Origin of the sequence: Nioella nitratireducens, from assembly GCF_001879715.1 — a bacterium.
In the GTDB taxonomy this organism is placed as follows: Bacteria; Pseudomonadota; Alphaproteobacteria; order Rhodobacterales; family Rhodobacteraceae; genus Nioella; species Nioella nitratireducens.
The window spans coordinates 1-22806 of record NZ_MNBW01000014.1 but is presented as its reverse complement, the minus strand read 5'-3'; the positions used below and the strand labels follow the sequence as shown (position 1 = coordinate 22806).

The window sequence follows — 22806 nt, the reverse complement described above, 5'->3', positions numbered from 1 at the left end:
CCCGAGCGCTCGCGCGCGTCCGCAATAAATCGTCGAAAAATCGGTTTCCCTGTGCTACCAAAATAAATCAGGGAGGAGGATTTATTCATGACATGGGAAAAACTGCTCGCACAGGGAGAGACGGCGCATCATCTGGTACGCGACAGGTTTCGGCTGATGACCGATCCGCTTCCGCCGGATATCGGCCTCTTCGCGCAGAATTTGGCGCGGGCGCACGATCTTACCTTGCGCGAAGCGCAGGAAGAAATCGCCCATTGGCTGAACGGTCTGGCCCGACATGTCGACCGAAACACGGCCTGAACCCGATCACGCCAGACAGGTGACCCACAGGATCGTCGCATCCTCGGGGCTGGTCGAAATCACGTTATGGCCCATCGTGGCGTCGTAATAGGCGCTGTCGCCCCGGCGCATATCGACGGGGGCATAGAATTCGGTGATCAACTGGATTTCCCCGGTCAAAACGTAAAGAAATTCCTCGCCCGCGTGGCGTACCCAGCCATCGAACTCGTCAAAACTGCGCGCGCGAATGCGGGCCCGGTAGGGCAGCATCGCTTTTTGCGTCAGTTGCGGCGCCAGCATCTCATGCTCGTAGGTGGCGGTCGGATGCGGTTCGCCATCGCCCGTCTTGGTCACCGCGAGACGCCCGTTGACCTTGGGGTTGCTGGTCGGCGTGAACAGCTGCGGCACCGAGATATCCAGCCCGTCGGCCAGTTTCTTCAGGGCATCATAGGTGGGCGACATTTGCCCGTTCTCGATCTTGGACAGGGTCGACCGGGCCAGCCCGGCCTTTTGCGCGGCCTGTTCCAGCGTCCAGTCGCGCTGTTTGCGCAACTCGCGCACACGAATGGCCAGATCGACCGGACGGGGACGGTCTTGATTGCCACTCTCGCGGGCGAGGCGGATCAGGCTTGGCTCGTCAGAGAAATCCATGGACAGCATGTAACGGCGGGCGGGGGGTCTTGCAAGCGTTCGGCGCAGGCCCTACCCCATGGCCATGCCCGCCGATCGCCCCTGCCCCACGCCGTTCAACCTCGCCGCCCATGTGCTGGCCGGGGCCGCGCGCCACCCCGACAAGATCGCGCTGGCGGTGCTGTCGCCCACCCGGTCCGACCGGTGGAGCTATGCCCGCCTTGAGGCCCGCGTGCGCGCTACTGCCTCGGGCCTTCTGGCGCAAGGGGGGCAGCCCGGCGACCGGGTGCTGCTCAGGCTTGGCAACACCCCCGATTTCCCGGTGGCGTATCTGGCCGCGATTGCCGTGGGGCTGGTGCCGGTACCGACCTCGGCCCAACTGACCACGCCGGAAATCAGCCGCCTGATACCACAGATCGCGCCCCGGCTGATCCTTGCCCATGATGGCATTGCCCTGCCCGATCCGGCCCCCTGCCCGGTTCTGACCGATTTCGACACGCTGGCCGATCACCCGCCCGCCCCATACCGTATGGGCGACCCCGACGACCTGGCCTATCTTGTCTTTACCTCCGGCACCTCGGGCCACCCCCGCGCCGTGGCCCATGCCCACCGGGCGATCTGGGCGCGGCGGATGATGCATCAGGGCTGGTATGGCCTGACCTCTGCCGACCGGCTGCTACACGCAGGCGCCTTCAACTGGACCTTCACCCTCGGCACCGGCCTGCTCGATCCATGGTCGGTCGGGGCGACTGCGCTCATCCCCGCAGACGGGCTCGATCCCAAGACCTTGCCGCTCCTGCTCAAACGCCATGACGCGTCGATCTTTGCCGCCGCTCCTGGCGTCTACCGCCAGATTCTGCGCACCGCCCTTCCGGCAATGCCGCACCTGCGCCACGGCCTGTCTGCCGGGGAAAAACTGCCCGAACCTCTGCGCGAGCATTGGCAGCAGGCGACCGGAACCCCCATTCACGAGGCGCTTGGCATGTCCGAATGCTCTACCTTCATCTCCGGCAGTCCTGCCCGCCCCGCCCCGCACCACACGCTCGGCTTCCCGCAACCGGGCCGACGCATCGCCATCCTTGATGACGCAGGCCAACCGGTGCCAGTGGCCGAGACCGGCGCGCTCGCCATCCAGCGCAACGATCCGGGGCTGATGCTGGGCTACCTGACCAAAACCGGCTTTGCCCTGCCCCTGCGGGGCGAGTGGTTCGTGACCGGCGACATGGTTCACGCACAAGCCGATGGATCGCTGGTCTATCATGGCCGCTCGGACGACATGCTGAACGCGGGCGGCTTTCGGGTGTCGCCGCAGGAAATCGAACGCGCCTTCGCGGCACTGGTGGGCGATTGCGCCGCCGTCTCGGTCGAGGTCAGGCGGGACACCCATGTCATCGCCCTCGCCCATTCCAGCGATGTTGCAGAGACAACCCTGCGTGAGCACGCAGAAACCTGCCTTGCGCGGTACAAGCAGCCAAGGCTTTATGCCCGGATCGACGCGCTGCCTCGTGGCGCGAACGGCAAGCTGAACCGCAAGGCGCTGCCTGACATCATAAGGACCGCCTCATGATCAAGCTCGACATCCTCTCCGACCCGATCTGCCCGTGGTGCTATATCGGCAAATCCTATCTCGACCGCGCCCTCGCCGCGGCGGGCGATCACCCCTTCCTGATCGAATGGCACCCCTTCCAATTGAACCCCGACATGCCCGCCGAGGGCATGGATCGCCGCGCCTATCTCGAGGCCAAGTTCGGCGGCAAGGAGGGCGCGGTGCAGGCCTATGCCCCCGTGGTGGAGCACGCCGAACAGGCGGGCCTCAAGATCAATTTCGAGGGCATCCAAAGGACGCCCAACACGCTCGACGCGCATCGGTTGATCCACTGGGCCGGGATCGAGCAGCGCCAGACACCAATGGTCTCGGCGCTCTTCAAGGCGTATTTCGTCGATGGCCGCGACATCGGCGACCCCGAAACGCTGGCCACCATCGCCGGAGAGGTCGGGCTTGATGCCGCGATGACGGCGGAGCTGCTCAAGGGCACATCCGACACCGACGACATTCGCGCCCGCGACGCCCATGCCCGCGAGCGTGGCGTGACCGGTGTGCCGACCTTCATCCTCGCCAACCAGCACGTCCTGACCGGCGCGCAACCGCCCGAGCTGTGGGCGCAGGTGATCGACGACGTCACTGCCAAGCTGCGAGAGGCCGAGTGACCCTTGGCCTGATCCTCGGCCTCGGGGCCCCGGCCCTGTGGGTGGGAATACTGGCCATGTCCGACCGTCAGCCGGGCCATGGCCCGTGGCCGCCGCGCCAGGGCAACCTCCTCACCGCGATCTGGGCCTGGGGCCTGACGGCGCTGATCTATGTCGGACTGCTGCGCATTTGGATCGGCCCGCCCCTTCTGCCCGACGCGGTCCGCCTTGGTCTCGGCCTGCCCCTCGCCGTTCTGGGCAGCGTGCTGCATGGATGGGCCACCGCCGCGCTCGGCCTCAAGGCCACCAGCGGTTGGGATTTCGGGGTGGTCATCAGCGGCCCCTATGGCCTGAGCCGGCATCCGCAATACCTGGGCCAGATCGTCAGCCTCTGGGGCCTCGTCCTGATCATAGCCACCGGCCCTGCGCTTGCCATCGGCCTTGCCGCCACCATCGCCCTGCTATACGCCGCCCGGGTCGAGGATCGCGCGCTCGCAGCGCGCCACCCTGCCCGGTTTGCCGCCATTTCCGCGCATATCCCCTTTCTCTTGCCGATTCCGAGCCGCCCATGACCCATGTTTCCACCGCCCCCGCAGACCGCCGCCTGAGCCAGGGCGAATTCATCGCGCTGATGGGCATGATGTTCGCCACCATCGCCTTTTCCATCGACTCGATGCTGCCCGCCCTGCCCCAGATCGCAGGCGCGCTGACACCGGACGCCCCAAACCTTGCGCAGCTTGTGCTGACCTCGTTCGTGGTCGGCATGGGCGTCGGCACCCTCTTCACCGGGCCGCTGTCCGATGCGTTCGGACGGCGCACCATCATCTTCGGCGGCGCGACGCTCTATGTCACCGGGGCGCTGCTGGCCTATCTCGCCCCGTCATTGGAGCTGATCCTCGCTGCCCGCGTGCTGCAAGGTCTGGGCGCAGCCGGGCCGCGCATCGCCTCGATGGCGATGGTGCGCGATCTCTATTCCGGCCGCCAGATGGCGCGGATCGTCTCCTTCGCCATGCTGGTCTTCATGATCTTCCCCGCCATCGCGCCACTGATCGGCGCGGGCATCATCCACCTCTTCGGCTGGCGCGCGATCTTCCTCGCCTTCGTGCTGTTCTCGGCCATCTCCATCGGCTGGCTCGGCCTGCGCCAGTCCGAAACCCTGCCTGCCGCGCGCCGCCGCCCGATGCAGGTGGCCAGCCTCTGGGCCGGTCTGAAAGAGGTGCTGCGCCACCCGCAGGTCTTCCTGTCGACCATCACCCAGATCCTGATCTTCGGCGTGCTCTTCGGCACCATCAGCTCGGTGCAACAGGTCTTCGACCTGACCTATGGCCGGGGCCAAGGCTTTCCCCTCTGGTTCGCAGGCATCGCCGTGTGCTCGGCCTTGCCGCCGCTGGTCAACGCCAGCCTGGTCGTCAGGCTGGGGATGCGCCCACTGATCCGCACCGCGCTGCTGGCCCAGCTTGCGGTCTCGGCCACGGCGGGCGTGATCTTCCTCAGCCTCGGCAGCGACGCCCCGGCGATGTTCTGGGTCTTCCTGATCTGGACCGCCGGGCAATTCGCCGCCACCGGCTTCACGATCGGCAACCTCAACGCGCTGGCGCTGGAACCGATGGGCCACCTTGCGGGCATGACGGCATCGGTGATGGGGGCGGTGGCGACGCTTGGCGGCGCGGTCCTGGGGGCCATCATCGGCCAGTTCTACAACGGCACGCCGGTGCCGCTTGTGCTGTCGGTGCTGGTCTGCGCGGCGATTGGCTTTGCCATCGCAACCCGACTCCCGCGGGAAGGCAAATAGCCCCCGAGGACCGCACCCCTGCCTTCTTCTTTGTAAAAATACTCCGGGGTTTGGGGCTGGCCCCAAGCGGTCCGGCGAGCCCCCCCTTCAAGGGGGGGGGGAGGCGGACCGCCCCCGGGTCGACGCCAACGGCGGCGATCCCGGCATGCGCCGATCCCTATCTTGCCGCCTTCACCTTTTCGGCCAGATCGCGGGCAATCGCGAAGGCGCCCTTGATCTTGTCGCTGTCCTTGGCCCAATCGCGGCGCACCACGATCTTGGTATCGCGCACCTTGGCCAGGCCGTTCTGTGCCTGCACGAACTCTACCAGCCCCGCGGGATTGGCGAACTTGTCGTTGTGGAACTGGATCGTCGCCCCCTTGGGCCCGCCATCCAGCTTTGCAATCCCCGCCCGCTTGCACATCGCCTTGATGCGCACGACCAGAAGCAGCGTGTTGACCTCCTTGGGCAACTTGCCGAACCGGTCGATCAACTCGGCGGCAAACCCTTCCAGCTCGACCTTGGTGGTCAACTGGCTCAGCCGCCGATACAGCCCCAGCCGCACATCCAGATCGGGCACGTAATCGGCCGGAATCAGGACCGGCACGCCAAGGTTGATCTGCGGCGCCCATTGGCCGTCGTCGTCGCTCAACCCCTCCATCTGCCCCGAGCGTATCTTGGAAATCGCCTCTTCCAGCATGGATTGATACAGCTCGAACCCCACCTCGCGCACATGGCCCGACTGTTCCTCGCCGACGATGTTGCCCGCGCCGCGAATATCGAGATCCTGAGACGCAATGGTGAACCCGGCCCCAAGGCTGTCGAGACTGCCCAGAACCCGCAGCCGCTTTTCCGCCGCCGGTGTCAGTTTCAAACGCGGTTTGGTGGTCAGATAAGCATAGGCACGGGTCTTGGCCCGGCCCACGCGGCCCCGAATCTGGTAAAGCTGCGCCAGCCCATACATATCGGCCCGGTGAATCACCATGGTGTTCGCTGTCGGAATGTCGATGCCGGATTCAATGATCGTGGTGGCCAGCAGAACATCGTATTTTCCGTCGTAAAAGGCGTTCATCCGGTCATCCAACTCGCCTGCCGCCATCTGGCCATGGGCGATGACGAAGGTCACTTCCGGCACTTGTTCGCGCAGGAAGGCTTCGATTTCCGGCAGATGTTCGATGCGCGGCACAACGTAAAAACTCTGCCCGCCCCGATAATGTTCCCGCAGCAACGCCTCGCGGATCGTCACCGCGTCGAATTCCGACACATAGGTGCGAATGGCCAACCGGTCGACCGGCGGCGTGCCGATCATCGACAGATCACGCACCCCCGACAAGGACATTTGCAGCGTGCGCGGAATCGGCGTGGCCGACAGCGTCAGCACATGCACATCGCTGCGCATTTCCTTCAGCCGTTCCTTGTGGCTGACACCAAAGCGCTGTTCCTCGTCGATCACCAGCAGGCCAAGGTTGTGAAACCGGATGTTTTTTGCCAACAACGCATGGGTGCCGATGCAGATATCGACGCTGCCGTCAGACAGGCCCTTGCGGGTGTCGCTGGCCTGTTTTGCCGGAACGAAGCGGGACAACTGCCTGACAGATATTGGAAATCCCCGAAACCGCTCGGCAAAGGTCTGGGCGTGCTGACGTGCCAGCAGCGTGGTCGGCGCGATCACAGCCACCTGTTGCCCGCTGGCCGCCGCAACAAAGGCCGCGCGCATGGCGACCTCGGTCTTGCCAAAGCCCACATCGCCCACCACCAGCCGATCCATCGGCCGCCCGCGTTCGAGATCGTCCATCACATCGGCAATGGCCGACAACTGGTCGTCGGTTTCCTCGTAGGGAAACCGCGCGCAGAACGCCTCCCACATGTCGCCCGGCGGTTCCAGAACCGGCGCGCGCCGCAATTCGCGCTCGGCAGCGATGCGAATGAGCTTGTCGGCGATCTGGCGGATACGCTCCTTGAGCCTCGCCTTCTTCGCCTGCCACGCGCCGCCGCCCAGCTTGTCTAGCAGCCCTTCCTCATGGCCATAGCGGCTGAGCAGTTCGATGTTTTCCACAGGCAGGAACAACCGGTCGCCGCCCGCATATTCCAGCGCGATGCACTCATGCGGCGCGCCCATGGCGGTGACCGTCTCAAGCCCCTTGTAGCGGCCCACGCCGTGATCGACATGCACCACCAGATCGCCGGGGGACAGGCTTTGGGCTTCGGTCAGGTAGTTCTCGGCCCGCTTGGTCTTGCGCTTGGGCCGGATCAGACGGTCGCCCAACACGTCCTGTTCCGAGATCACCGTCAGGCCATTGCCGGTAAAGCCCTGCTCCAGCGGCCAGACCGCAAGGTTAAGGCTTCCTTTCTGTAACCCGACACGACCGTCGGAAATTTCCGACACCTGTGTCAGATCCTGATCTTCCAACAGGCCCTTCAGCCGCTCGCGTGCGCCCTCGGACCAAGAGGCGATAACCACCGCACGCTGGTTCAGTTCTGCACGAACATGATCGGCCAAAGCCTCGAAAAGGCTGATATTTTCCTGTTGGCGTTCCGGCGCGAAACTGCGCCCGATCCGCCCGCCTGCATCCACCACGCCGGGCCCCGACGCCTGCGGCAAAGGCGAAAACTGCACCACCCGATGCCCCGAAACAGCCCCATCCCAAGCGGCCTCGTCGAGGTAGAGCAGACCCGGCGGACAAGGCTTGTAAACCGTGTCCATCCGGCCCTTTTGCGTCATTGCAGTCTTACGCGTATCATATTGATCTTCAATGGTTTCCCAGCGGGAAATCCGCTGCGGCATGCTTTGATCGTCCAACGTGATCGTGGCCTGCGGCAAGTAGTCGAACAGGGTTTCCAGCCGCTCGTGGAAGAAGGGCAGCCAATGTTCCACCCCCTGATGCTTTCGCCCTGCACTGACCGCCTCGTACAGCGGATCATCGGTGCCGCCCGCGCCGAATTCGATCCGGTAATTCTGCCGGAACCGTGTGATCGCGGCGTCATCCAGAATGACCTCGGATACCGGCGCCAGTTCGATCCGCGTCAGTTTCTCGGTGGTGCGCTGCGTCGCCGGATCGAACCGCCGCGCGCCGTCCAGAACGTCGCCGAACAAATCCAGCCGCACGGGCATCTCTTCACCCGGCGGCCAGACGTCGATGATGCCGCCGCGAATGGCATGATCGCCTGGTTCCATAACCGTGGGGGATTGTGAATATCCCATGCGAATCAAAAAGTTGCGCAATTCGCCTTCATTGATCTGATACCCCACGCGGGCCACGAAGGCCGAGGAGCGCAACAGATCGCGCGGCGGCACGTACTGGGTCGCTGCGTTGAGCGTGGTCAGCAAAATGAATCGCCCCTCGATCCCGGCGGCAAGCGCCGCCAGCGTCGCCATGCGCGTGGCCGAGATGTCGGCATTGGGCGACACCCGGTCGAACGGCAGGCAGTCCCAACCGGGAAAGGTCAGCACCGGCACCGTCGGGTCGAAAAAGGCCAACGCCGTGGCCATTGCGGCCAAGCGTTTGTCATCGCGCGCAATGTGCAGCACGGGACCAACGTCGCGGTCCAGCTCGGCCAGAACGCGGGTGGCGTCGAATCCCTCGGGCACCCCGCCCATCAGTAGGTGGGTTTTCTGTTTCATCAATGCTTTGCCTTGCGAGGTTAAAGTCCCAATGCGCCGTGATGCAGGTTCGTCCACATGCCCCAGAAAGCGGTGCAGAAGATCGACACAACCCCAAGCATTTGCACCCCGAGCCGGTGGTTGCGCAACTTGCGCGGCAGGTCTTCATAGCCGGTTTGCCGCAGCTTGCGCGCGGTGTGGATGTTCAGCAGGCCGACCGCCGTCATCGGCCCCATCAGCAGAAAAACCGCCTGACAGAACTCGACTGCGTACCCCCAGCCAAGCACCACGAGCCCGGTGAGCACAAAGGCTGCGATCCCCGCCATCAGCGGCCCCGACAATTCCACGAGGGTCAGGATACGGTTCACATTGACTTCGGCCAGAACCCGCATGTCGTGCAGCGAACGTTCGTGCCCGCGACCGGCGCGCGTCACCATGTCGAAGGGCACGCCCACCACCCAGTGGCTGGCACGCGACCACAGCGCGGCCAGCGCGATCCAGTACCAAAGGTTCGAGAAAGACCTGAGGTCGATCACTTCCGTCGCAAGGTTCAGAAAATTCAAGGCTGCCCGCCCCCGCTATCAATTTTGTCGGCACATTAGTCGCGTGCCGCGCGGGTTTCCAGCCCTTGAGAAACGTGGCCGAACATGCCACCCCATTTTGCAACACCCAAGGTGAGGACAGACCCATGCGCAATTCACAGGCCCCTTTCCCCCGGACCCGCTTCCGCCGCCCGCGGTCAAGCGCGGCGCTCAGGGCGCTTGTGCGGGAAAACCGACTTTCGGTCGATGATCTGATCTGGCCCGTTTTCGTGCGTGAAGGCACCGGCGTGGAGGAACCCGTGGCGTCGATGCCCGGCGTTTTCCGGTTTTCCGTCGATTGCCTCGTCAAGGCCGCGCGCGAGGCCCACGCGCTCGGCATTCCGGCGATCTGCCTGTTTCCCTATACCGATCCCTCGCTCAAGACCGAAACCTGCGAGATTGCTTGGGACCCCGACAACATCGCCAACCGGGCCATCCGCGCGGTCAAGGACGCGGTGCCGGAACTGGCGGTCATGACCGATATCGCGCTTGACCCTTATAATGCAAACGGCCATGACGGGATCGTGCGGGACGGCATTATCGTCAATGACGAAACCGTTGAAGCACTTGTGAAAATGGCTTTGGAACAGGCCCGTGCGGGGGCCGATATTCTGGGCCCCTCTGACATGATGGACGGTCGCATCGGCGCGATGCGGGCGGCCTTGGAATCGGACGGGTTCACCGATGTCACCATCATGTCCTATGCCGCCAAGTTCGCCAGCGCCTATTACGGCCCGTTCCGCGATGCCGTGGGGGCGTCGAGCGCGCTGAAGGGCGACAAGAAGACCTACCAGATCGACCCGGCCAACCGGCTGGAGGCGCTTCGTTGCGTGGAACGCGACCTGTCTGAGGGCGCCGATATGGTGATGGTCAAGCCGGGCCTGCCCTATCTGGACCTCTGTCGCGACGTGAAAGATGCGTTCGGCGCGCCGACCTTTGCCTACCAGGTGTCGGGCGAATACGCGATGATCGAGGCCGCGGCCGCCAATGGCTGGATCGACGGGGAAAAGGTGATGCTGGAAAGCCTGATGAGTTTCCGCCGCGCCGGATGTGACGGGGTGCTGACCTATTTCGCCCCCCGCGTGGCGCGCATCCTGAACGGCTGACGAAAAAAGGCCCCGCCGAAAGTCTTGGCGGGGCGCAAGTGTCGGTCAGCGTCGACCAACAGGAAGAGATCGTGCGGCCTGTCAGACCGGCATATCGTTGAACAGCTCGTCATCCTGATCGTCTTTCGGATCGGGTTTGTGGAAATGCGGCTGCTGGCGCTTGAGCGCCTCGCTGTCCTTGGCCTCGTCGGCCGGGGTTTTCTGCTTTTCCTCGGGCATGGTCAGCCCTCCTTTCGCTGACGGGACACGGCGCCTGGCACCGTGTCAGGGAATCTGGGGTCGGACCGTTGCTGGCCCGACCCGTGCGAAACGGCCTCAAATCCCCACCCGGGGCCGTTCCACGGGCACCCCCGTCAAGGGGCGCATTTGCGGCAGAACGGCGTGCAGGGCAGCACGTTCAGCCTGTCTTCCGAAATCTTGTCGCCGCAGGTGGCGCAATAGCCGTATTCCCCGGCATCCATGCGTTCGAGCGCGGCCTTGATCATGCGAATTTCGCTTTGGTCGGTCTTGCCGAGCGATTCCAGCACCTCGTCGCCCTCGCGTTCCTGCGCGGCTTCTTCCCAATCCGGGTCGTTATGGCTCTCAAGCTCGGCTTCGATTTCGTGCAGCTTGCCATCGAGCGTTTCGAGGCGGCGCATCAACTGGCTGCGCAGCGGCGTAATGTCGATCATCAAATGGCCTCCTGTCTCGGTCCGCGGTGCCGTTACCCTAGGGGCAGCGGGCCGCCTGGACCTTGACTTCGATCAACCGACCCGATGGTTTTACGTTTTCATGCAAATTTTCGCTTTCGCCTTTTCTTCCATGTCCCGGCGCGGCAGGTTGGACGGACTGTCCCACCCCAACACCCGGAGCCGCCCCAAATGGATCTGCGCCCGCTTTCCGAAACCATGTCCGTATCCGGCCAGCTCGACCCCGAGGACATGGCCCGCCTCGCCGCGATCGGCGTCTCGACCGTGATTTGTAACCGCCCCGATCAGGAAGTTCCGCCCGCGCAACAGGCCGCTGCCATGCAACAGGCCGCCGAGGCCGCGGGCCTGACCTTCGTTTTCAACCCGGTGAACGGCGCGGCGATGACCATGGACAATGTCGAGGAACAGGCCGACGCGATGGATACCGCCGAGGCTGGCGTGGTGGCCTATTGCGCCTCTGGCATGCGGTCGGCGGTGATGTGGGCCTTCGCGTCTGCCGGGCAGATCCCTACTGACGAGATCATCGAAGCTTGTGAAGAGGCAGGCTATCAGGCGGCGGGGCTTCGCCCCCAGATCGACGCGCTGGCCAAGGCACAGGGCTGACCCTGCTGCAGTCTTGAGCTTGGCGAAAACCCCCTCTATGTCTGGCGGCCAATCGCCTTATCGGGCGGTCCCCTTGCCAAGGATTTGCGCCCGCGCATGGCCGTTGAAGACAAGCAGACACGCACCTGGGCCGACTGGCTGACAGACCGGCTTGGCCGCGCCGTGATCGGGGCGCTGTTGGGGCTGCCGCATCGCTGGCGGGTGGCTGTGATGGGCTGGCTGGGGCGGCGGGTGCTGGGGCCGCTGTCGGGCTATCGCCGCCGGGCACGGGAAAACCTTGCCTATGTCTGGCCCGAAATGGACCGGACCGAGCGGGCGCGCATCGCCGATGCGGTGCTGGACAATGTCGGCCGGGTGCTGATCGAGAACTACGCCACTGCCGAGCAGATCGCGCGCGCCAAGACATGGCACACCCATGGGCCGGGTCTGTCCCCGGCAGAGGCGGCCTTGGCCGAAGGGCGGCCGATCCTGTTCGTGTCAGGCCATTTCGGCAACTACCAAGCGGCGCGCGCGGCGATGAACGTGCGGGGCTTTAGCCTTGGCGGGCTCTACCGCCCGATGAACAACGCCTATTTCAACGAGCATTACGTGCGCACGATTCAAGCCGTTGGCGGCCCGGCCTTCGCCCGTGGACGGCGGGGCCTTGCCAGCTTCATGCGTCACGTCAAGGAGGGCGGCCACGGTGCGCTGTTGATCGACCAGTATTACGGCGACGGTGTGGTCGTGGATTTTCTGGGAAAGCCCGCCCCGACGGCGCAATCCGTTGGCGATATCGCGCTGAAATACAACGCCTTGGTGGTGCCAATCTATGCGCGACGGCTGGACAACGGTCTCGATTTCGACGTGCTGCTAGAGGCCCCCGTGCCGCACACCGACCCCGAAACCATGACTCAGGCGCTGATGGACAGCCTTGGCGCGCAGGTGCGCGAGCGTCCCGGCCAATGGTTCTGGGTCCATCGCCGCTGGAAGCCCGAGCGCCAGAAAGCGCGGGCCGAGCGGATTGCCGCCAGGGATGCTTGATCGGCGAAATCCCGCAAGACAAGGCGCAAACAGGATGACTTCCGCGCAAAACATGCGTATTTTGCGGCACCAAGGGGTAAAAGCCCCAACACCTAGAGGACAGAGACAGGCGGACCTGACACCATGAGTATTCTCGACCGGCGAACCATGATCATGGGGGCAGTCAGCCTGCCCCTCGTTTCGGCCTGCGGCAACGGCCTTTCCAGCAACGCAAGCCAGCGCATCGACGCCCGTGTCGATAGCGCCATTGATTTCATGTATGCCAACATCCCCGGCACGCAGAACCTGATGCAAAATGCCGACGGCGTTCTGATCATGCCGTTGATAACCGAGGCGGGCTTTGGCATCGGCGGCGGCTATGGCCGCGGCGCGTTGCGCATCAACGGGGCGACGGTGGATTACTACTCTTCCGCCTCGGCCACATTCGGCTTGCAAATCGGCGCGCAACAATATGCCCATGCCCTGTTTTTCATGACCGAAGAGTCGTTGCGCGATTTCCGCTATTCCTCGGGGTGGGCAGTCGGCGGCGATGTCCGTTATGCCGTTTCGAACCAGGGCGGCAACATCGGCACCGACACCAACAGCCTGCTTAGCCCGGTGATCGCCATCGTCTTCGGCCAGGCGGGCCTGATCGCGGGCGCCACGCTGGAAGGTCAGCGCTACACCCGCATCCTGCCCTGAGCGGCGGGCGCGGCGATCTGCCATGGCGGGACGGTCCGAATTCGGGCCGTCTCTCGCTTTGAATTCCCGTCATGTGCCGCTAGGGTGCGAGCGCTCACAGACCTTTCCCGACCAACAGGACCGCAATGGCCGTCTTCCTGCGCTGGATGATCCGTCTCGTCACCGCAACGCTCGTGTTGGGGGTGCTGGGGCTTGCTATTGCCTATTGGGTCTTTTCCCGCTCGCTGCCCGATTATGACGCCGATTGGCAGGTCTCGGGCCTGAATGACCGGGTCGATATCGTGCGCAGCAATGCCGATGTGCCGCATATCTACGGCGAGACCGACCACGATGTGTTCTACGGGCTTGGCTTTGCCCATGCGCAGGACCGGCTCTGGCAAATGCTGATGATGCGCCGCACCGCCCAAGGCCGCCTGTCGGAACTGTTCGGCCAACGGACCTTGCGGATTGATGAACTGATGCGGCGGCTCGACCTTTACGGCCATGCCCGCCGCTCGGTCACGGCGCAAGACCCCGAAACACTGGCGATGCTGCAAGCCTATTCCGATGGGGTGAACGCGTGGCTGGGGCTGGTCGCGGACGAGGCGCTTGGACGCGGGGCGCCGGAACTGTTGCTGTTCTCGCCCGAGATCGCGCCGTGGCGACCTGCGGATTCGCTGGCGGTCGTCAACATGATGGCGCTGCAACTGGCGGGCCATCAGGAAACAGAGGTGCTGCGCGCACGCACGTCACTGATGCTGAACGATCCCGCGCGGCTGGCCGACATCCTGCCCGATCCGCCTGGTGATGCTGTGGCGGACCTGCCGGAATATGCCGCACTCTTCCCCGATTTGCCGCGCTACATCGCCAGCGCCGACATGCCCCGCGACCCGTTACAGCCGTGGCCCGCTGCACCGAGCCTTGCAGGGGCCTCCAACGCGTGGGCCGCCGCGCCCTCTCGGTCCGCCACCGGCGCAGCGCTGTTGGCCAATGACCCGCATCTTGGCCTGACCGCGCCCACGATCTGGTATCTGGCCCGGTTGCAACTGTCCTCTGGCGGCGTGATCGGCGCCACCATCCCCGGCATGCCCATCGTTCTGCTTGGCCGGAACGAACATGTCGGCTGGGGCATGACATCGTCCTACATGGATGACATCGACCTGTTCGTCGAAGAGCTGAACCCCGACAACCCCGAGGAATACCGCACGCCCGATGGCTGGGCCGAGTTCGAGACACGCCGCTCGATCATCGAGATTGCCGACAGCCCGCCCGTCACCGTTACCCTGCGCGACACTGAAAACGGCCCCGTCATCCCCGGCACCCATTGGAGTTTCGGCACAGTCACCCCGCCGGGCCATGTCATGTCGATGGCATGGACCGCGCTGACCGACGACAACACCTCGCTCCGCACCGGGCTGGAACTGATGCGCGCGACCACGGTCGACGAGGCGATGGACGCGGGCCGCTGGTTCGTGGCCCCGTCGCAAAACCTCGTGGTGGCCAGCCGCGACCGCATCGGAATGCAGGTGATCGGCCATATGCCGTGGCGGTTGCTGGAAAGCGAAACCCAGGGCCGTGTACCCTCGCCCGGCTGGGTGGCCGCGAACCGCTGGCAGGGTGTGACGCAGTATTCCGCCAACCCGCGCTTCCTCGACCCCGAGGGCGGCATTCTGGGCAATACCAACAACCGGATGATCGACCGGCCCTTCCCGCTGCATGTCAGCCATAGCTGGGGCGACACGCAGCGCATCCGCCGGTGGGAACATCTGATGCAGTCGCGGCAGGTCCACACCCGCGACAGTTTCGTCGAGGCGCAGCTTGACACCGTATCGCCGACCGCGCGCGCCTTGCTGCCGCTGGTCGGGCGCGAGCTTTGGTTCACCGGTCAGGCCGCGGCCCCCGGCACGGTCGAGGCGCGCCGGGCCGAAGCGCTCGACCTGCTGGCGGCGTGGAACGGCGACATGAATGAACACTTGCCCGAGCCATTGATTTACGCGGCCTGGATGCGCTTTTTGCAACAACGTCTGATCGCCGATGAACTGGGGCCGCTTGCCAGCGAATTCCAGCGCGTGCAGCCGGTCTTCATTGAACGGGTCTACCGCGATATCGACGGGGCCTCGGACTGGTGCGATGTGCAGCCGTCGTCGATCGTGGAGACCTGCACCGACATTGCCCGCATGGCGCTGGATGACGCGCTGCAATTCCTGACCGAGACCTACGGCAACAATATTTCCTCCTGGAGATGGGGCGACGCGCACGAGGCGGTGCATGAGCATCAGGTTCTGGGCGACACGCCGCTATTTGGATGGGCGGTGAATATCCGCCAAAGCACCTCGGGCGGCGACAACACCCTGAACCGCGCGCAGACCTCGGCCGAGTTGCCCAACCCGTTCCAGAACGTTCACGGTCCGGGCTATCGCGGTGTCTACGATTTCGCCGATCCCGACAGTTCGGTTTTCATCACCTCGACCGGGCAATCCGGCCACCCCCTCAGCCGCTACTATGACAATCTCGGAGAGCTGTGGCGCCGCGGCGAATACATCCCGATGTCGCTGGACGACGAGCTTGCGGCGGGCGGCAATATCGGCGTAACGGTGTTGACACCACGGCCCTGACCGGCGGAAAAAGCCGCCCCGTTACGGGCGGCTTCCGCTGTGTTGTGCAATCCTGCTACCGCGCCGGAATGTAGCGTTGCAACGTTACCCGGATCGCCCCGTTCTGGCCGTGATACTGCATCACACCCAGCATGTATGTACCCGCGCTGACCTGCGCCGAGATTTGCGAGTCGAGCGAGTTGTTGGCATCGTCGTTGAACGCCACTTCACGACCCACGGTGTCAAACAGCGCGATCATCGGATCGGATTGGCCAATGCCCACGGCGTTGATCACGACCAACCCCGCCTCGGCCACATCGAAACGCAGCCACCGGGCCTCGGGGCCAACGGCGCCATCGTTGACCAGTTGCGTCTGCAAGGTGCCAAGCGGCACCACCGGGTAGGCACTGCCATCGGGCGGCGGGCTGGCCTCGCCATTGGCGTAGAGGTCCAGCATCATGTCGGCCTCGGAATAGGACTGAACCGAAACCCTGACCGGCAATTCGGGATTGTTGAGCGCGCGCATCCCGATGCAATAGCTGCCCGCCGCCAGCCCGTCGGGAAAATCGACGCGGGAATCGAGGCTGTTGTAGTCGTCGTTTTCGCCCAGAAGCTGCCCGGCGGCGTCGTAGATGTAGATATAGGGATCGGCGCTCGGGTTCTCGGCCCGGATGCTGACCGGCATCTGGCTGGACAGGGTGAACCGGTAATAGGGGGCCTCGTTGACAGAATTCGTGGCCTCGGCCTCTTGCCCCGCGATCTGGTCGAGCGGCCCTTGGCCAAGCGGCGTGGCCGGGGTGTCGGCGGTGCAGGCAAGGATATTGGACCCGCCAGAGCCCTGCGTCAGCGCTGGATGCTCGGTCAGTCCCACCCGGATATCGGCCGCGATCGGCCCGCCGCCATAGGATCGGGTGGCCAGGCAATAGGTGCCGGGGTCAAGCTGCACTTCGGCCCGCGAATTCCAGTTCCCGCCCGAATCGTCATCGGTCACGATCAGGATGCCGGACTGGTCGTAAAGCTGGATCAGTGGATCGCCTCCGAACTGGCCGCGCGCTTCGACCCGCACGGTCGCGGGGCTGGACACGGTGAAATTCGACACCGCGTAACCGCCCGGCGGTACCGAGGCCCCGGCCAGATCGAAGGCCGCGCCGTGCGTGGCAATGTCGGATGTGTCCGCGGCCCCGCCGATCCATTGCCCGACAGGCACGTCTGGCCCACAGGCGGCAACCTGTGCCGCTGCGGGCATCACGGTCAGGGCAAAAAGCCCCCCGGCCAAGGCCGATGTTGCGTGAAATCTCATGAGAATCCTCCGAAAAATAGGTGCATGTCAGACCCCTTGCGCACACCATAGACGCGCCCGCCGATCTTGCCATCCCGCAAAATCGCCCCCGTGTTGCAGCGGCCCGGCTTTCCGGCCAAAGTGGCGCGACAAAGACAGACGGAGCGCCCCTTGCAGAGCCTCAGCCAATCGCCGACCGACCCGGATTTCGTGCAAAATCCCTACCCGTTCTATGCCCGCGCCCGGTCTGCCGGGCCGCTCGTATACTGGCAAGACTACCAGATGGTTTGCGCCACCACGCACGACGCGGTCAATGCGCTGCTGCGCGATCGCCGCTTTGGCCGTGAACAGCCCGAGGAATTTCGCCGCCCCGTCCCCGACCACCTGCGGCCGTTCTATGCGGTCGAGGCCCATTCCATGCTGGAACTGGAACCACCCCGCCACCCGCGCTTGCGCTCGTTGGTGCTGCGCGCCTTTACCACGCGCCGGATCGCCGGCCTGCGCGAGGGGATCGTGTCGCTTTGTCACCAGTTGATCGACGCCTTCCCGGACGGCGGCTTCGACCTGCTCGACGCCTATGCCCGGCCCCTGCCCGTCACCGTCATTGCCCGGCTTCTGGGCGTGCCCGAGGAGATGGGGCCAAAGCTGCTGGAGTGGTCCAACGCGATGGTGATGATGTATCAGGCAGGCCGCACCCGTGCGGATGAGGACAAGGCCGTCGCGGCGACGGAAAGCTTCGTCGCGTTCATGCGCGGCTATGTCGAGAAACGCCGCCAAGAGCCGCGCGATGACCTGATCACCAGCCTGATCGCGGCGGAAGAAGACGGCGAGCGGCTCACCACGGACGAGCTGATCACCACCTGCATCCTGCTGTTGAACGCGGGCCACGAAGCGACGGTGCACACGCTTGGCAACGGGGCGAAGGCCTTGCTGGAAACCGGTATGCGGCCCGATGATCCCGACGCGGTAGTCGAAGAGATCATGCGCTATGACCCGCCGCTGCACCTGTTCACCCGCTATGCCTACGAAGAGATCGAGCTCTTCGGTCACACCTTCGAACGTGGCGAAGAGGTGGGGCTGCTGCTTGGGTCTGTCGGCCATGACGGGCGCGTGAACGACACGCCGGAAGCGTTCGATCCAACCCGCGCGGCGGCCACGCATCTGGCCTTCGGGGCAGGCCTGCATTTCTGCGTCGGCGCGCCGCTCGCACGGATGGAATTGCAGATCGCCCTGCCGATCCTGTTCGAGCGCTGCCCGGACCTGCATCTGACCGAACCGCCGCGCTATGCCGATATCTACCATTTCCATGGGCTTGATCGTCTGATGGTGGCCCGCTGATGCCGCCGCGTTCCTCATGGACGCCGCCCCTGCCCTTGCCTAGAGAGGCCCGATGACGAACCGCCCCGATATCCTCTGCATCGGCTCTGTCCTGTGGGACATCATCGGCCGTACCGACCTGTCGATGAATGCGGGCAACGACAAGCCCGGCCGCATCACCCGCCTGCCCGGCGGCGTGGCTCTCAACATCGCGATGACGCTGGTCGGGCAAGGGATGCGGCCCGCGCTGCTGAGTGTCGTGGGCAAGGACGTGCCGGGAACCGCGCTGCTGGCGGAGTGTGGGCAGATGGGAATCATGACGGCGCATGTGCTGGTCGACCCGGACTTGCCGACCGATCAATACATGGCGATTGAATCGCAGGGCGACTTGCTGGCCGCCATTGCCGATGCCCATTCGCTGGAACGCGCGGGCGACCGCATCCTCGCGCCCTTGGCCGATGGGCGATTGGCCAGCCACGACGCGCCATGGTCTGGCCCGATGGCCATCGACGGCAACCTGACCCATGGGCTTTTGGCGGGGATCGCGAACAGCCCGCTTTTCGCGCAGGCCGACCTGCGGCTGGCCCCCGCCTCGCCCGGCAAGGCCGAGCGGCTGCGCCCCTTCCTCACCCATCCCGGCGCCACGATTTACGTCAATGCCGAAGAAGCCGGGCTGATCGCCGGGGTCGAGACCGCTTGCGCCGAAACCGGAGCCAATGCGCTGCTGGCCAAGGGCGCGCGGCGGGTGCTGGTCACAGATGGCGGGCGCTGTGCCGTCGATGCCACGCCCGACCGCCTGCTGCGCAGCACGCCCCCCGCCATCACGCCGCGCCGGGTGACCGGGGCAGGCGATACCTTCATGGCGGCACATATTGCCGCTGAAACCCGCGGCGTTGCGGCCCAAGAGGCGCTGTCCCACGCGCTCGATACCGCCGCCACCTACGTAGCCGGATGACCCAGATGACCCCCGACCTGTTGACCTTCTCGCCCGAAGTGGCCGAGGCCCTCGCCAATGCCACGCCCGTCGTGGCGCTGGAAAGCACCATCATCACCCACGGGATGCCCTACCCGCAGAACCTCGACACCGCCCGGCAGGTCGAGGACGAGGTGCGCGCCGCCGGAGCCACCCCCGCCACCATCGCCATTCTGGCAGGGCGGCTGCACGTTGGTCTGACGGCGGACGAGTTGGAAGAGCTGGCGCAAGCGCGCGATGTGATGAAGCTCAGCCGCGCCGATCTGGCCGTGGCGATGGCCACCGGGCGCACCGGGGCCACCACGGTCGCTGCCACCATGATTGCAGCGAATCTGGCGGGTATCCGCGTGTTTGCCACGGGCGGGATTGGCGGCGTTCACAAGGGGGCCGGAGAAAGTTTTGACATATCCGCCGACCTGTTGGAACTGGCGCAAACCCCGGTCACGGTCGTCGCGGCGGGGGCCAAGGCGATCCTCGACGTGCCCAAGACGCTGGAAGTGCTGGAAACCCAAGGCGTGCCGGTGATCGCGGTTGGACAAGACGCCTTCCCCGCCTTCTGGTCACGGGGGTCGAACCTGCGCGCGCCGTTGCGGCTGGACGATCCCGCCGACATCGCCGCCTCGGCCGCCATGCGGGCGCGGCTTGGCCTGTCCGGCGGTCAGCTGGTGGCGAACCCGATCCCCGAGGCCGACGAGATCCCGGCTGAAACCCTCGCCCCCATCATCGCGCAGGCCCAGTCCGAGGCGGACGCGGGCGGAATCAGCGGCAAGGACGTGACCCCCTTCCTGCTGCAACGGATTTTCGACCTGACCGGGGGACGGTCTCTGACCGCTAATATTGCCCTCGTTCTGAACAATGCCCGGCTTGCTGCCGCCATCGCCTGCGCCGAAAGGCCCCGCGGCGATTGACTCGGACATCTTGTTTGGGCTGAGTCCTTCCCATAGGTACACGTCAACGGACACTCTGGGATACGCATCCGAGCATGGAATTGCCTGAACCGCCTCCGCCGCCGAAACGTGGCTGGCTTTCGTCGCTTCAGGCCAGTTTTCTGACTGGCCTGATCGTCATCGCGCCTATCAGTCTGACGCTCTGGTTGATCTGGTCGGTGATCGGGTGGATCGACTCCTGGTTCCTGCCCTTTATTCCCGACGCCTATAATCCGGCGCTCTGGGTCGACCACTATTTCAACATTCAGGTAAACATCCGCGGCATCGGCGTCGTGATGTTCCTCGTGTTCACGATTCTCGTGGGCTGGGTGGCGAAAGGGCTGATCGGACGGTCACTGATCCGCACCTCGGAAACCATCGTGTTGTCGATCCCCGGTGTGCGCTCGCTCTATTCGGGGCTCAAGCAGATCACCGAGACGGTGCTGGCCCAAGGCAAGAATTCCTTTGAGAAAGCCTGTCTGGTCGAATACCCGCGCAAGGGCATCTGGGCCATCGCCTTCATTTCCACCGATGCCAAGGGCGAAATCGCTGACAGCCATGAAAAGCACATGGTGTCGGTCTTTCTTCCGACGACGCCGAACCCCACCTCGGGCTTTCTGCTGTTCCTGCCGCGCGAAGACGTCCAGATCCTCGACATGTCAGTGGAAGACGCGGCCAAGCTGATCATCTCGGCGGGTCTTGTCTATCCTGCCGGAACACCCGGCGTGCAACAGCAAGAGGCCGAAGACCTGCTGGACAGCCTGCCCGAAGGCGCGCGCGAGCAGATCGAACACGCGGTGGAAGGCACCGACGACGACACCGTCACCCCCGACCGCCGCGAAGACGCCTGATTTCCGCAGGCCCCCGATAAACCGTTGACTTATGGGGCCGCGTGCCCCATGTGTCCCCTGTCGCTGCGCTGCCGCGTGAGCATGCCGTGCCCCTTGCCGGGGCACATCAGCGCCAAAAATCTCCCCGTTCCCCCTCACGCAGGGTTCGCACGGCAAGACCAGTCCAACGGGAAGCGCCCGTTCGGGTCCGAGGTCGCGCCGCACCCTCGTGCCGCCCGATCACGGCGGCGACCTCCCCGCGCCCGAAATGGCTGCGCGGGCAGAAAGGACATGATTTGTTCGATTTCGATATGCTCGGCCTCGCACCGGTGCTGAACAAGGCCATTCAGGCCGCCGGGTTCTCCGAGCCCACCCCGATCCAGAACCAGGCGATTCCGCTGGCGCTCGAAGGCCATGACGTGATGGGCCTGGCCCAGACCGGCACCGGCAAGACGCTGGCTTTCGGCCTGCCGCTGATCAACCACTTGCTGTCCGTGCAAGGCAAGCCCGCGCCGAAAACAGCCCGCGCGCTGATCCTTGCGCCGACCCGCGAACTGGTGAACCAGATCGCCGAAAGCCTGCGGGTTCTGATCCGTGGCACCCATCTGAAAGCGGCCGTCGTCGTGGGCGGCCAGTCCATCAACCGCCAGATCGGCACCCTTGCGCGCGGCACCGACATCCTTGTCGCCACGCCCGGACGCCTGATCGACCTGATGGATCGCGGGGCCGTGGATCTGGGCCAGGTGCGCCATCTGGTGCTGGACGAGGCTGACCAGATGCTGGACCTCGGCTTCATCCATGCGCTGCGCAAGATCGCACCGCGCCTTGGCACCCCGCGCCAGACCATGCTGTTTTCCGCCACCATGCCAAAGCAGATGGAAGAAATCAGCGCAGCCTACCTGACCAACCCGCGCCGGGTCCAGGTCTCGCCTCCGGGCAAGGCTGCCGACAAGATCACCCAATCGGTGCATTTCCTTGAAAAGCCGCAAAAACCCGGCAAGCTGCGCGAAATCCTGTCCCGCGACAAGGGCGCTCTGACGCTGGTCTTTGCCCGCACCAAACATGGCGCGGAAAAGCTGATGAAGGGGCTGGTCGCTGACGGGTTCAACGCCGCCTCGATCCACGGCAACAAGAGCCAGGGCCAACGCGACCGCGCCATCAAGGCATTCCGCGACGGCCAGATCAACGTGCTGGTCGCCACCGACGTGGCCGCCCGTGGCATCGACATTCCCGGCGTGGCTTACGTGGTGAACTACGAATTGCCGGATGTACCCGACAACTACGTCCACCGCATCGGCCGCACGGCCCGCGCGGGCCGCGAGGGTGAGGCGATTGCACTTTGCTCGCCGGAAGAAGCCGACCTGCTGCGCCAGATCCAGAAGATCATGAAGATCGACATTCCGGTGGCCAGCGGCACCCTGCCCGAAGGCGACCGGTCCGGTGCTCCCAAGGGTGCCAAGACCCGTGGCGGCCCGCGTCGGCGGGGCCAGAAACCGGCACCGAAGCCGCATATGGCTGGCGGTGCCGACGGCAAACCGAAGCGTCGGCGTCCGCGTCGCCGCTCGGCTGCCTGATCCGGGTCGTGTCGCCGCCTTCGGGCGGCGACCGGCGGGGGATCTTCCCCCCCGCACCCCCTTGGGAAATTTCGACAAAGAAGAAGACGCTCAGGCGCTTGGTTGGAACGTAACCGCTCCATTGGCAGCGCCTGCCTGAGGCTGGGGCGATGATCTAAGAGACGTCGCTAATGACGTCTCTTATGC

Annotated in this window: 21 protein-coding genes; 15 read left to right on the top strand and 6 right to left on the bottom strand. The window is 64.8% G+C overall.

Features of this window, described 5'->3' with window-relative positions; all coding sequences use genetic code 11:
* The first annotated feature begins 87 nt into the window (after positions 1-87).
* Positions 88-300 carry a hypothetical protein gene (locus BKY27_RS14375; protein ID WP_071675195.1) on the top strand — a complete coding sequence of 71 codons (213 nt, stop codon included), beginning with the start codon at positions 88-90 and terminating at the stop codon, positions 298-300.
* A 6-nt stretch (positions 301-306) separates the two neighbouring features.
* Here the strand turns inward: BKY27_RS14375 and BKY27_RS14370 are convergent, their stop codons facing one another.
* Positions 307-930: a helix-turn-helix domain-containing protein gene (locus BKY27_RS14370; RefSeq protein WP_071675254.1), complete on the bottom strand. Its 624-nt coding sequence runs from the start codon at positions 928-930 to the stop codon at positions 307-309.
* A 64-nt stretch (positions 931-994) separates the two neighbouring features.
* On the opposite strand from BKY27_RS14370, the gene BKY27_RS14365 reads away from it, so the two are divergent.
* Genes BKY27_RS14365 through BKY27_RS14350 form a run of 4 tightly spaced genes read left to right on the top strand, consistent with a single transcriptional unit; the run spans position 995 to position 4888 of the window.
* The gene (locus tag BKY27_RS14365) at positions 995-2476 is read left to right on the top strand and encodes a class I adenylate-forming enzyme family protein (protein WP_233491849.1); all 1482 of its coding nucleotides are present in this window, start codon (positions 995-997) and stop codon (positions 2474-2476) included.
* Positions 2473-3117: a DsbA family oxidoreductase gene (locus tag BKY27_RS14360; protein WP_071675193.1), complete on the top strand. Its 645-nt coding sequence runs from the start codon at positions 2473-2475 to the stop codon at positions 3115-3117. The genes BKY27_RS14365 and BKY27_RS14360 overlap by 4 nt, the downstream gene beginning before the upstream one ends.
* The gene (locus BKY27_RS14355) at positions 3114-3668 is read left to right on the top strand and encodes a methyltransferase family protein (protein WP_071675192.1); all 555 of its coding nucleotides are present in this window, start codon (positions 3114-3116) and stop codon (positions 3666-3668) included. The genes BKY27_RS14360 and BKY27_RS14355 overlap by 4 nt, the downstream gene beginning before the upstream one ends.
* On the top strand, positions 3665-4888 hold the full coding sequence (locus tag BKY27_RS14350; protein ID WP_071675191.1) for a multidrug effflux MFS transporter: 1224 nt from the start codon (positions 3665-3667) through the stop codon (positions 4886-4888). Before BKY27_RS14355 ends, BKY27_RS14350 begins: the two co-directional genes overlap by 4 nt.
* A 157-nt stretch (positions 4889-5045) precedes the next feature.
* Here BKY27_RS14350 and mfd read toward each other — a convergent pair whose 3' ends face one another.
* Complete coding sequence (mfd, locus tag BKY27_RS14345; RefSeq protein WP_071675190.1) at positions 5046-8489, bottom strand: transcription-repair coupling factor; 3444 nt, start codon at positions 8487-8489, stop codon at positions 5046-5048.
* Positions 8490-8509: 20 nt separating this feature from the next.
* A complete protein-coding gene (locus tag BKY27_RS14340; RefSeq protein WP_071675189.1) occupies positions 8510-9031 on the bottom strand; it encodes a component of SufBCD complex in 522 nt (173 codons plus the stop codon).
* Positions 9032-9156: 125 nt separating this feature from the next.
* Here BKY27_RS14340 and hemB point away from each other — a divergent pair, with 125 nt between their 5' ends.
* Complete coding sequence (gene hemB, locus BKY27_RS14335) at positions 9157-10155, top strand: porphobilinogen synthase (protein ID WP_071675188.1); 999 nt, start codon at positions 9157-9159, stop codon at positions 10153-10155.
* Positions 10156-10236: 81 nt separating this feature from the next.
* Here hemB and BKY27_RS20150 read toward each other — a convergent pair whose 3' ends face one another.
* Both BKY27_RS20150 and BKY27_RS14330 read right to left on the bottom strand, forming a co-directional pair.
* Positions 10237-10374, bottom strand: a complete 138-nt coding sequence (locus tag BKY27_RS20150; RefSeq protein ID WP_158514985.1) for a hypothetical protein — start codon at positions 10372-10374, stop codon at positions 10237-10239.
* Between the two features lie 134 nt (positions 10375-10508).
* On the bottom strand, positions 10509-10826 hold the full coding sequence (locus BKY27_RS14330) for a TraR/DksA family transcriptional regulator (RefSeq protein ID WP_071675187.1): 318 nt from the start codon (positions 10824-10826) through the stop codon (positions 10509-10511).
* Positions 10827-11015: 189 nt separating this feature from the next.
* On the opposite strand from BKY27_RS14330, the gene BKY27_RS14325 reads away from it, so the two are divergent.
* The 4 genes from BKY27_RS14325 (at position 11016) to BKY27_RS14310 (ending at position 15742) form a co-directional block, all read left to right on the top strand.
* On the top strand, positions 11016-11447 hold the full coding sequence (locus BKY27_RS14325; protein ID WP_071675186.1) for a TIGR01244 family sulfur transferase: 432 nt from the start codon (positions 11016-11018) through the stop codon (positions 11445-11447).
* A 96-nt stretch (positions 11448-11543) separates the two neighbouring features.
* Positions 11544-12467 (top strand): lysophospholipid acyltransferase family protein, encoded by a 924-nt coding sequence (locus tag BKY27_RS14320; RefSeq protein WP_071675185.1) that lies wholly within the window; start codon positions 11544-11546, stop codon positions 12465-12467.
* A gap of 123 nt (positions 12468-12590) precedes the next feature.
* Positions 12591-13148 (top strand): lipid-binding SYLF domain-containing protein, encoded by a 558-nt coding sequence (locus tag BKY27_RS14315; protein WP_071675184.1) that lies wholly within the window; start codon positions 12591-12593, stop codon positions 13146-13148.
* Positions 13149-13273: 125 nt separating this feature from the next.
* Positions 13274-15742: a penicillin acylase family protein gene (locus BKY27_RS14310; protein ID WP_071675183.1), complete on the top strand. Its 2469-nt coding sequence runs from the start codon at positions 13274-13276 to the stop codon at positions 15740-15742.
* Positions 15743-15797: 55 nt separating this feature from the next.
* Here the strand turns inward: BKY27_RS14310 and BKY27_RS14305 are convergent, their stop codons facing one another.
* Positions 15798-17021, bottom strand: a complete 1224-nt coding sequence (locus BKY27_RS14305) for a DVUA0089 family protein (protein ID WP_071675182.1) — start codon at positions 17019-17021, stop codon at positions 15798-15800.
* A 150-nt stretch (positions 17022-17171) separates the two neighbouring features.
* Here BKY27_RS14305 and BKY27_RS14300 point away from each other — a divergent pair, with 150 nt between their 5' ends.
* The 5 genes from BKY27_RS14300 (at position 17172) to BKY27_RS14280 (ending at position 22620) form a co-directional block, all read left to right on the top strand.
* On the top strand, positions 17172-18338 hold the full coding sequence (locus BKY27_RS14300; protein WP_071675181.1) for a cytochrome P450: 1167 nt from the start codon (positions 17172-17174) through the stop codon (positions 18336-18338).
* Between the two features lie 52 nt (positions 18339-18390).
* On the top strand, positions 18391-19272 hold the full coding sequence (locus BKY27_RS14295) for a PfkB family carbohydrate kinase (RefSeq protein WP_071675180.1): 882 nt from the start codon (positions 18391-18393) through the stop codon (positions 19270-19272).
* 5 nt (positions 19273-19277) lie between these two features.
* Entirely contained in the window at positions 19278-20198 is a 921-nt protein-coding gene (locus tag BKY27_RS14290) for a pseudouridine-5'-phosphate glycosidase (protein ID WP_071675179.1), read from the top strand.
* Between the two features lie 74 nt (positions 20199-20272).
* Positions 20273-21067, top strand: a complete 795-nt coding sequence (locus tag BKY27_RS14285) for a DUF502 domain-containing protein (protein WP_084667982.1) — start codon at positions 20273-20275, stop codon at positions 21065-21067.
* Positions 21068-21342: 275 nt separating this feature from the next.
* Positions 21343-22620 carry a DEAD/DEAH box helicase gene (locus BKY27_RS14280; RefSeq protein WP_071675178.1) on the top strand — a complete coding sequence of 426 codons (1278 nt, stop codon included), beginning with the start codon at positions 21343-21345 and terminating at the stop codon, positions 22618-22620.
* Positions 22621-22806: the final 186 nt, after the last annotated feature.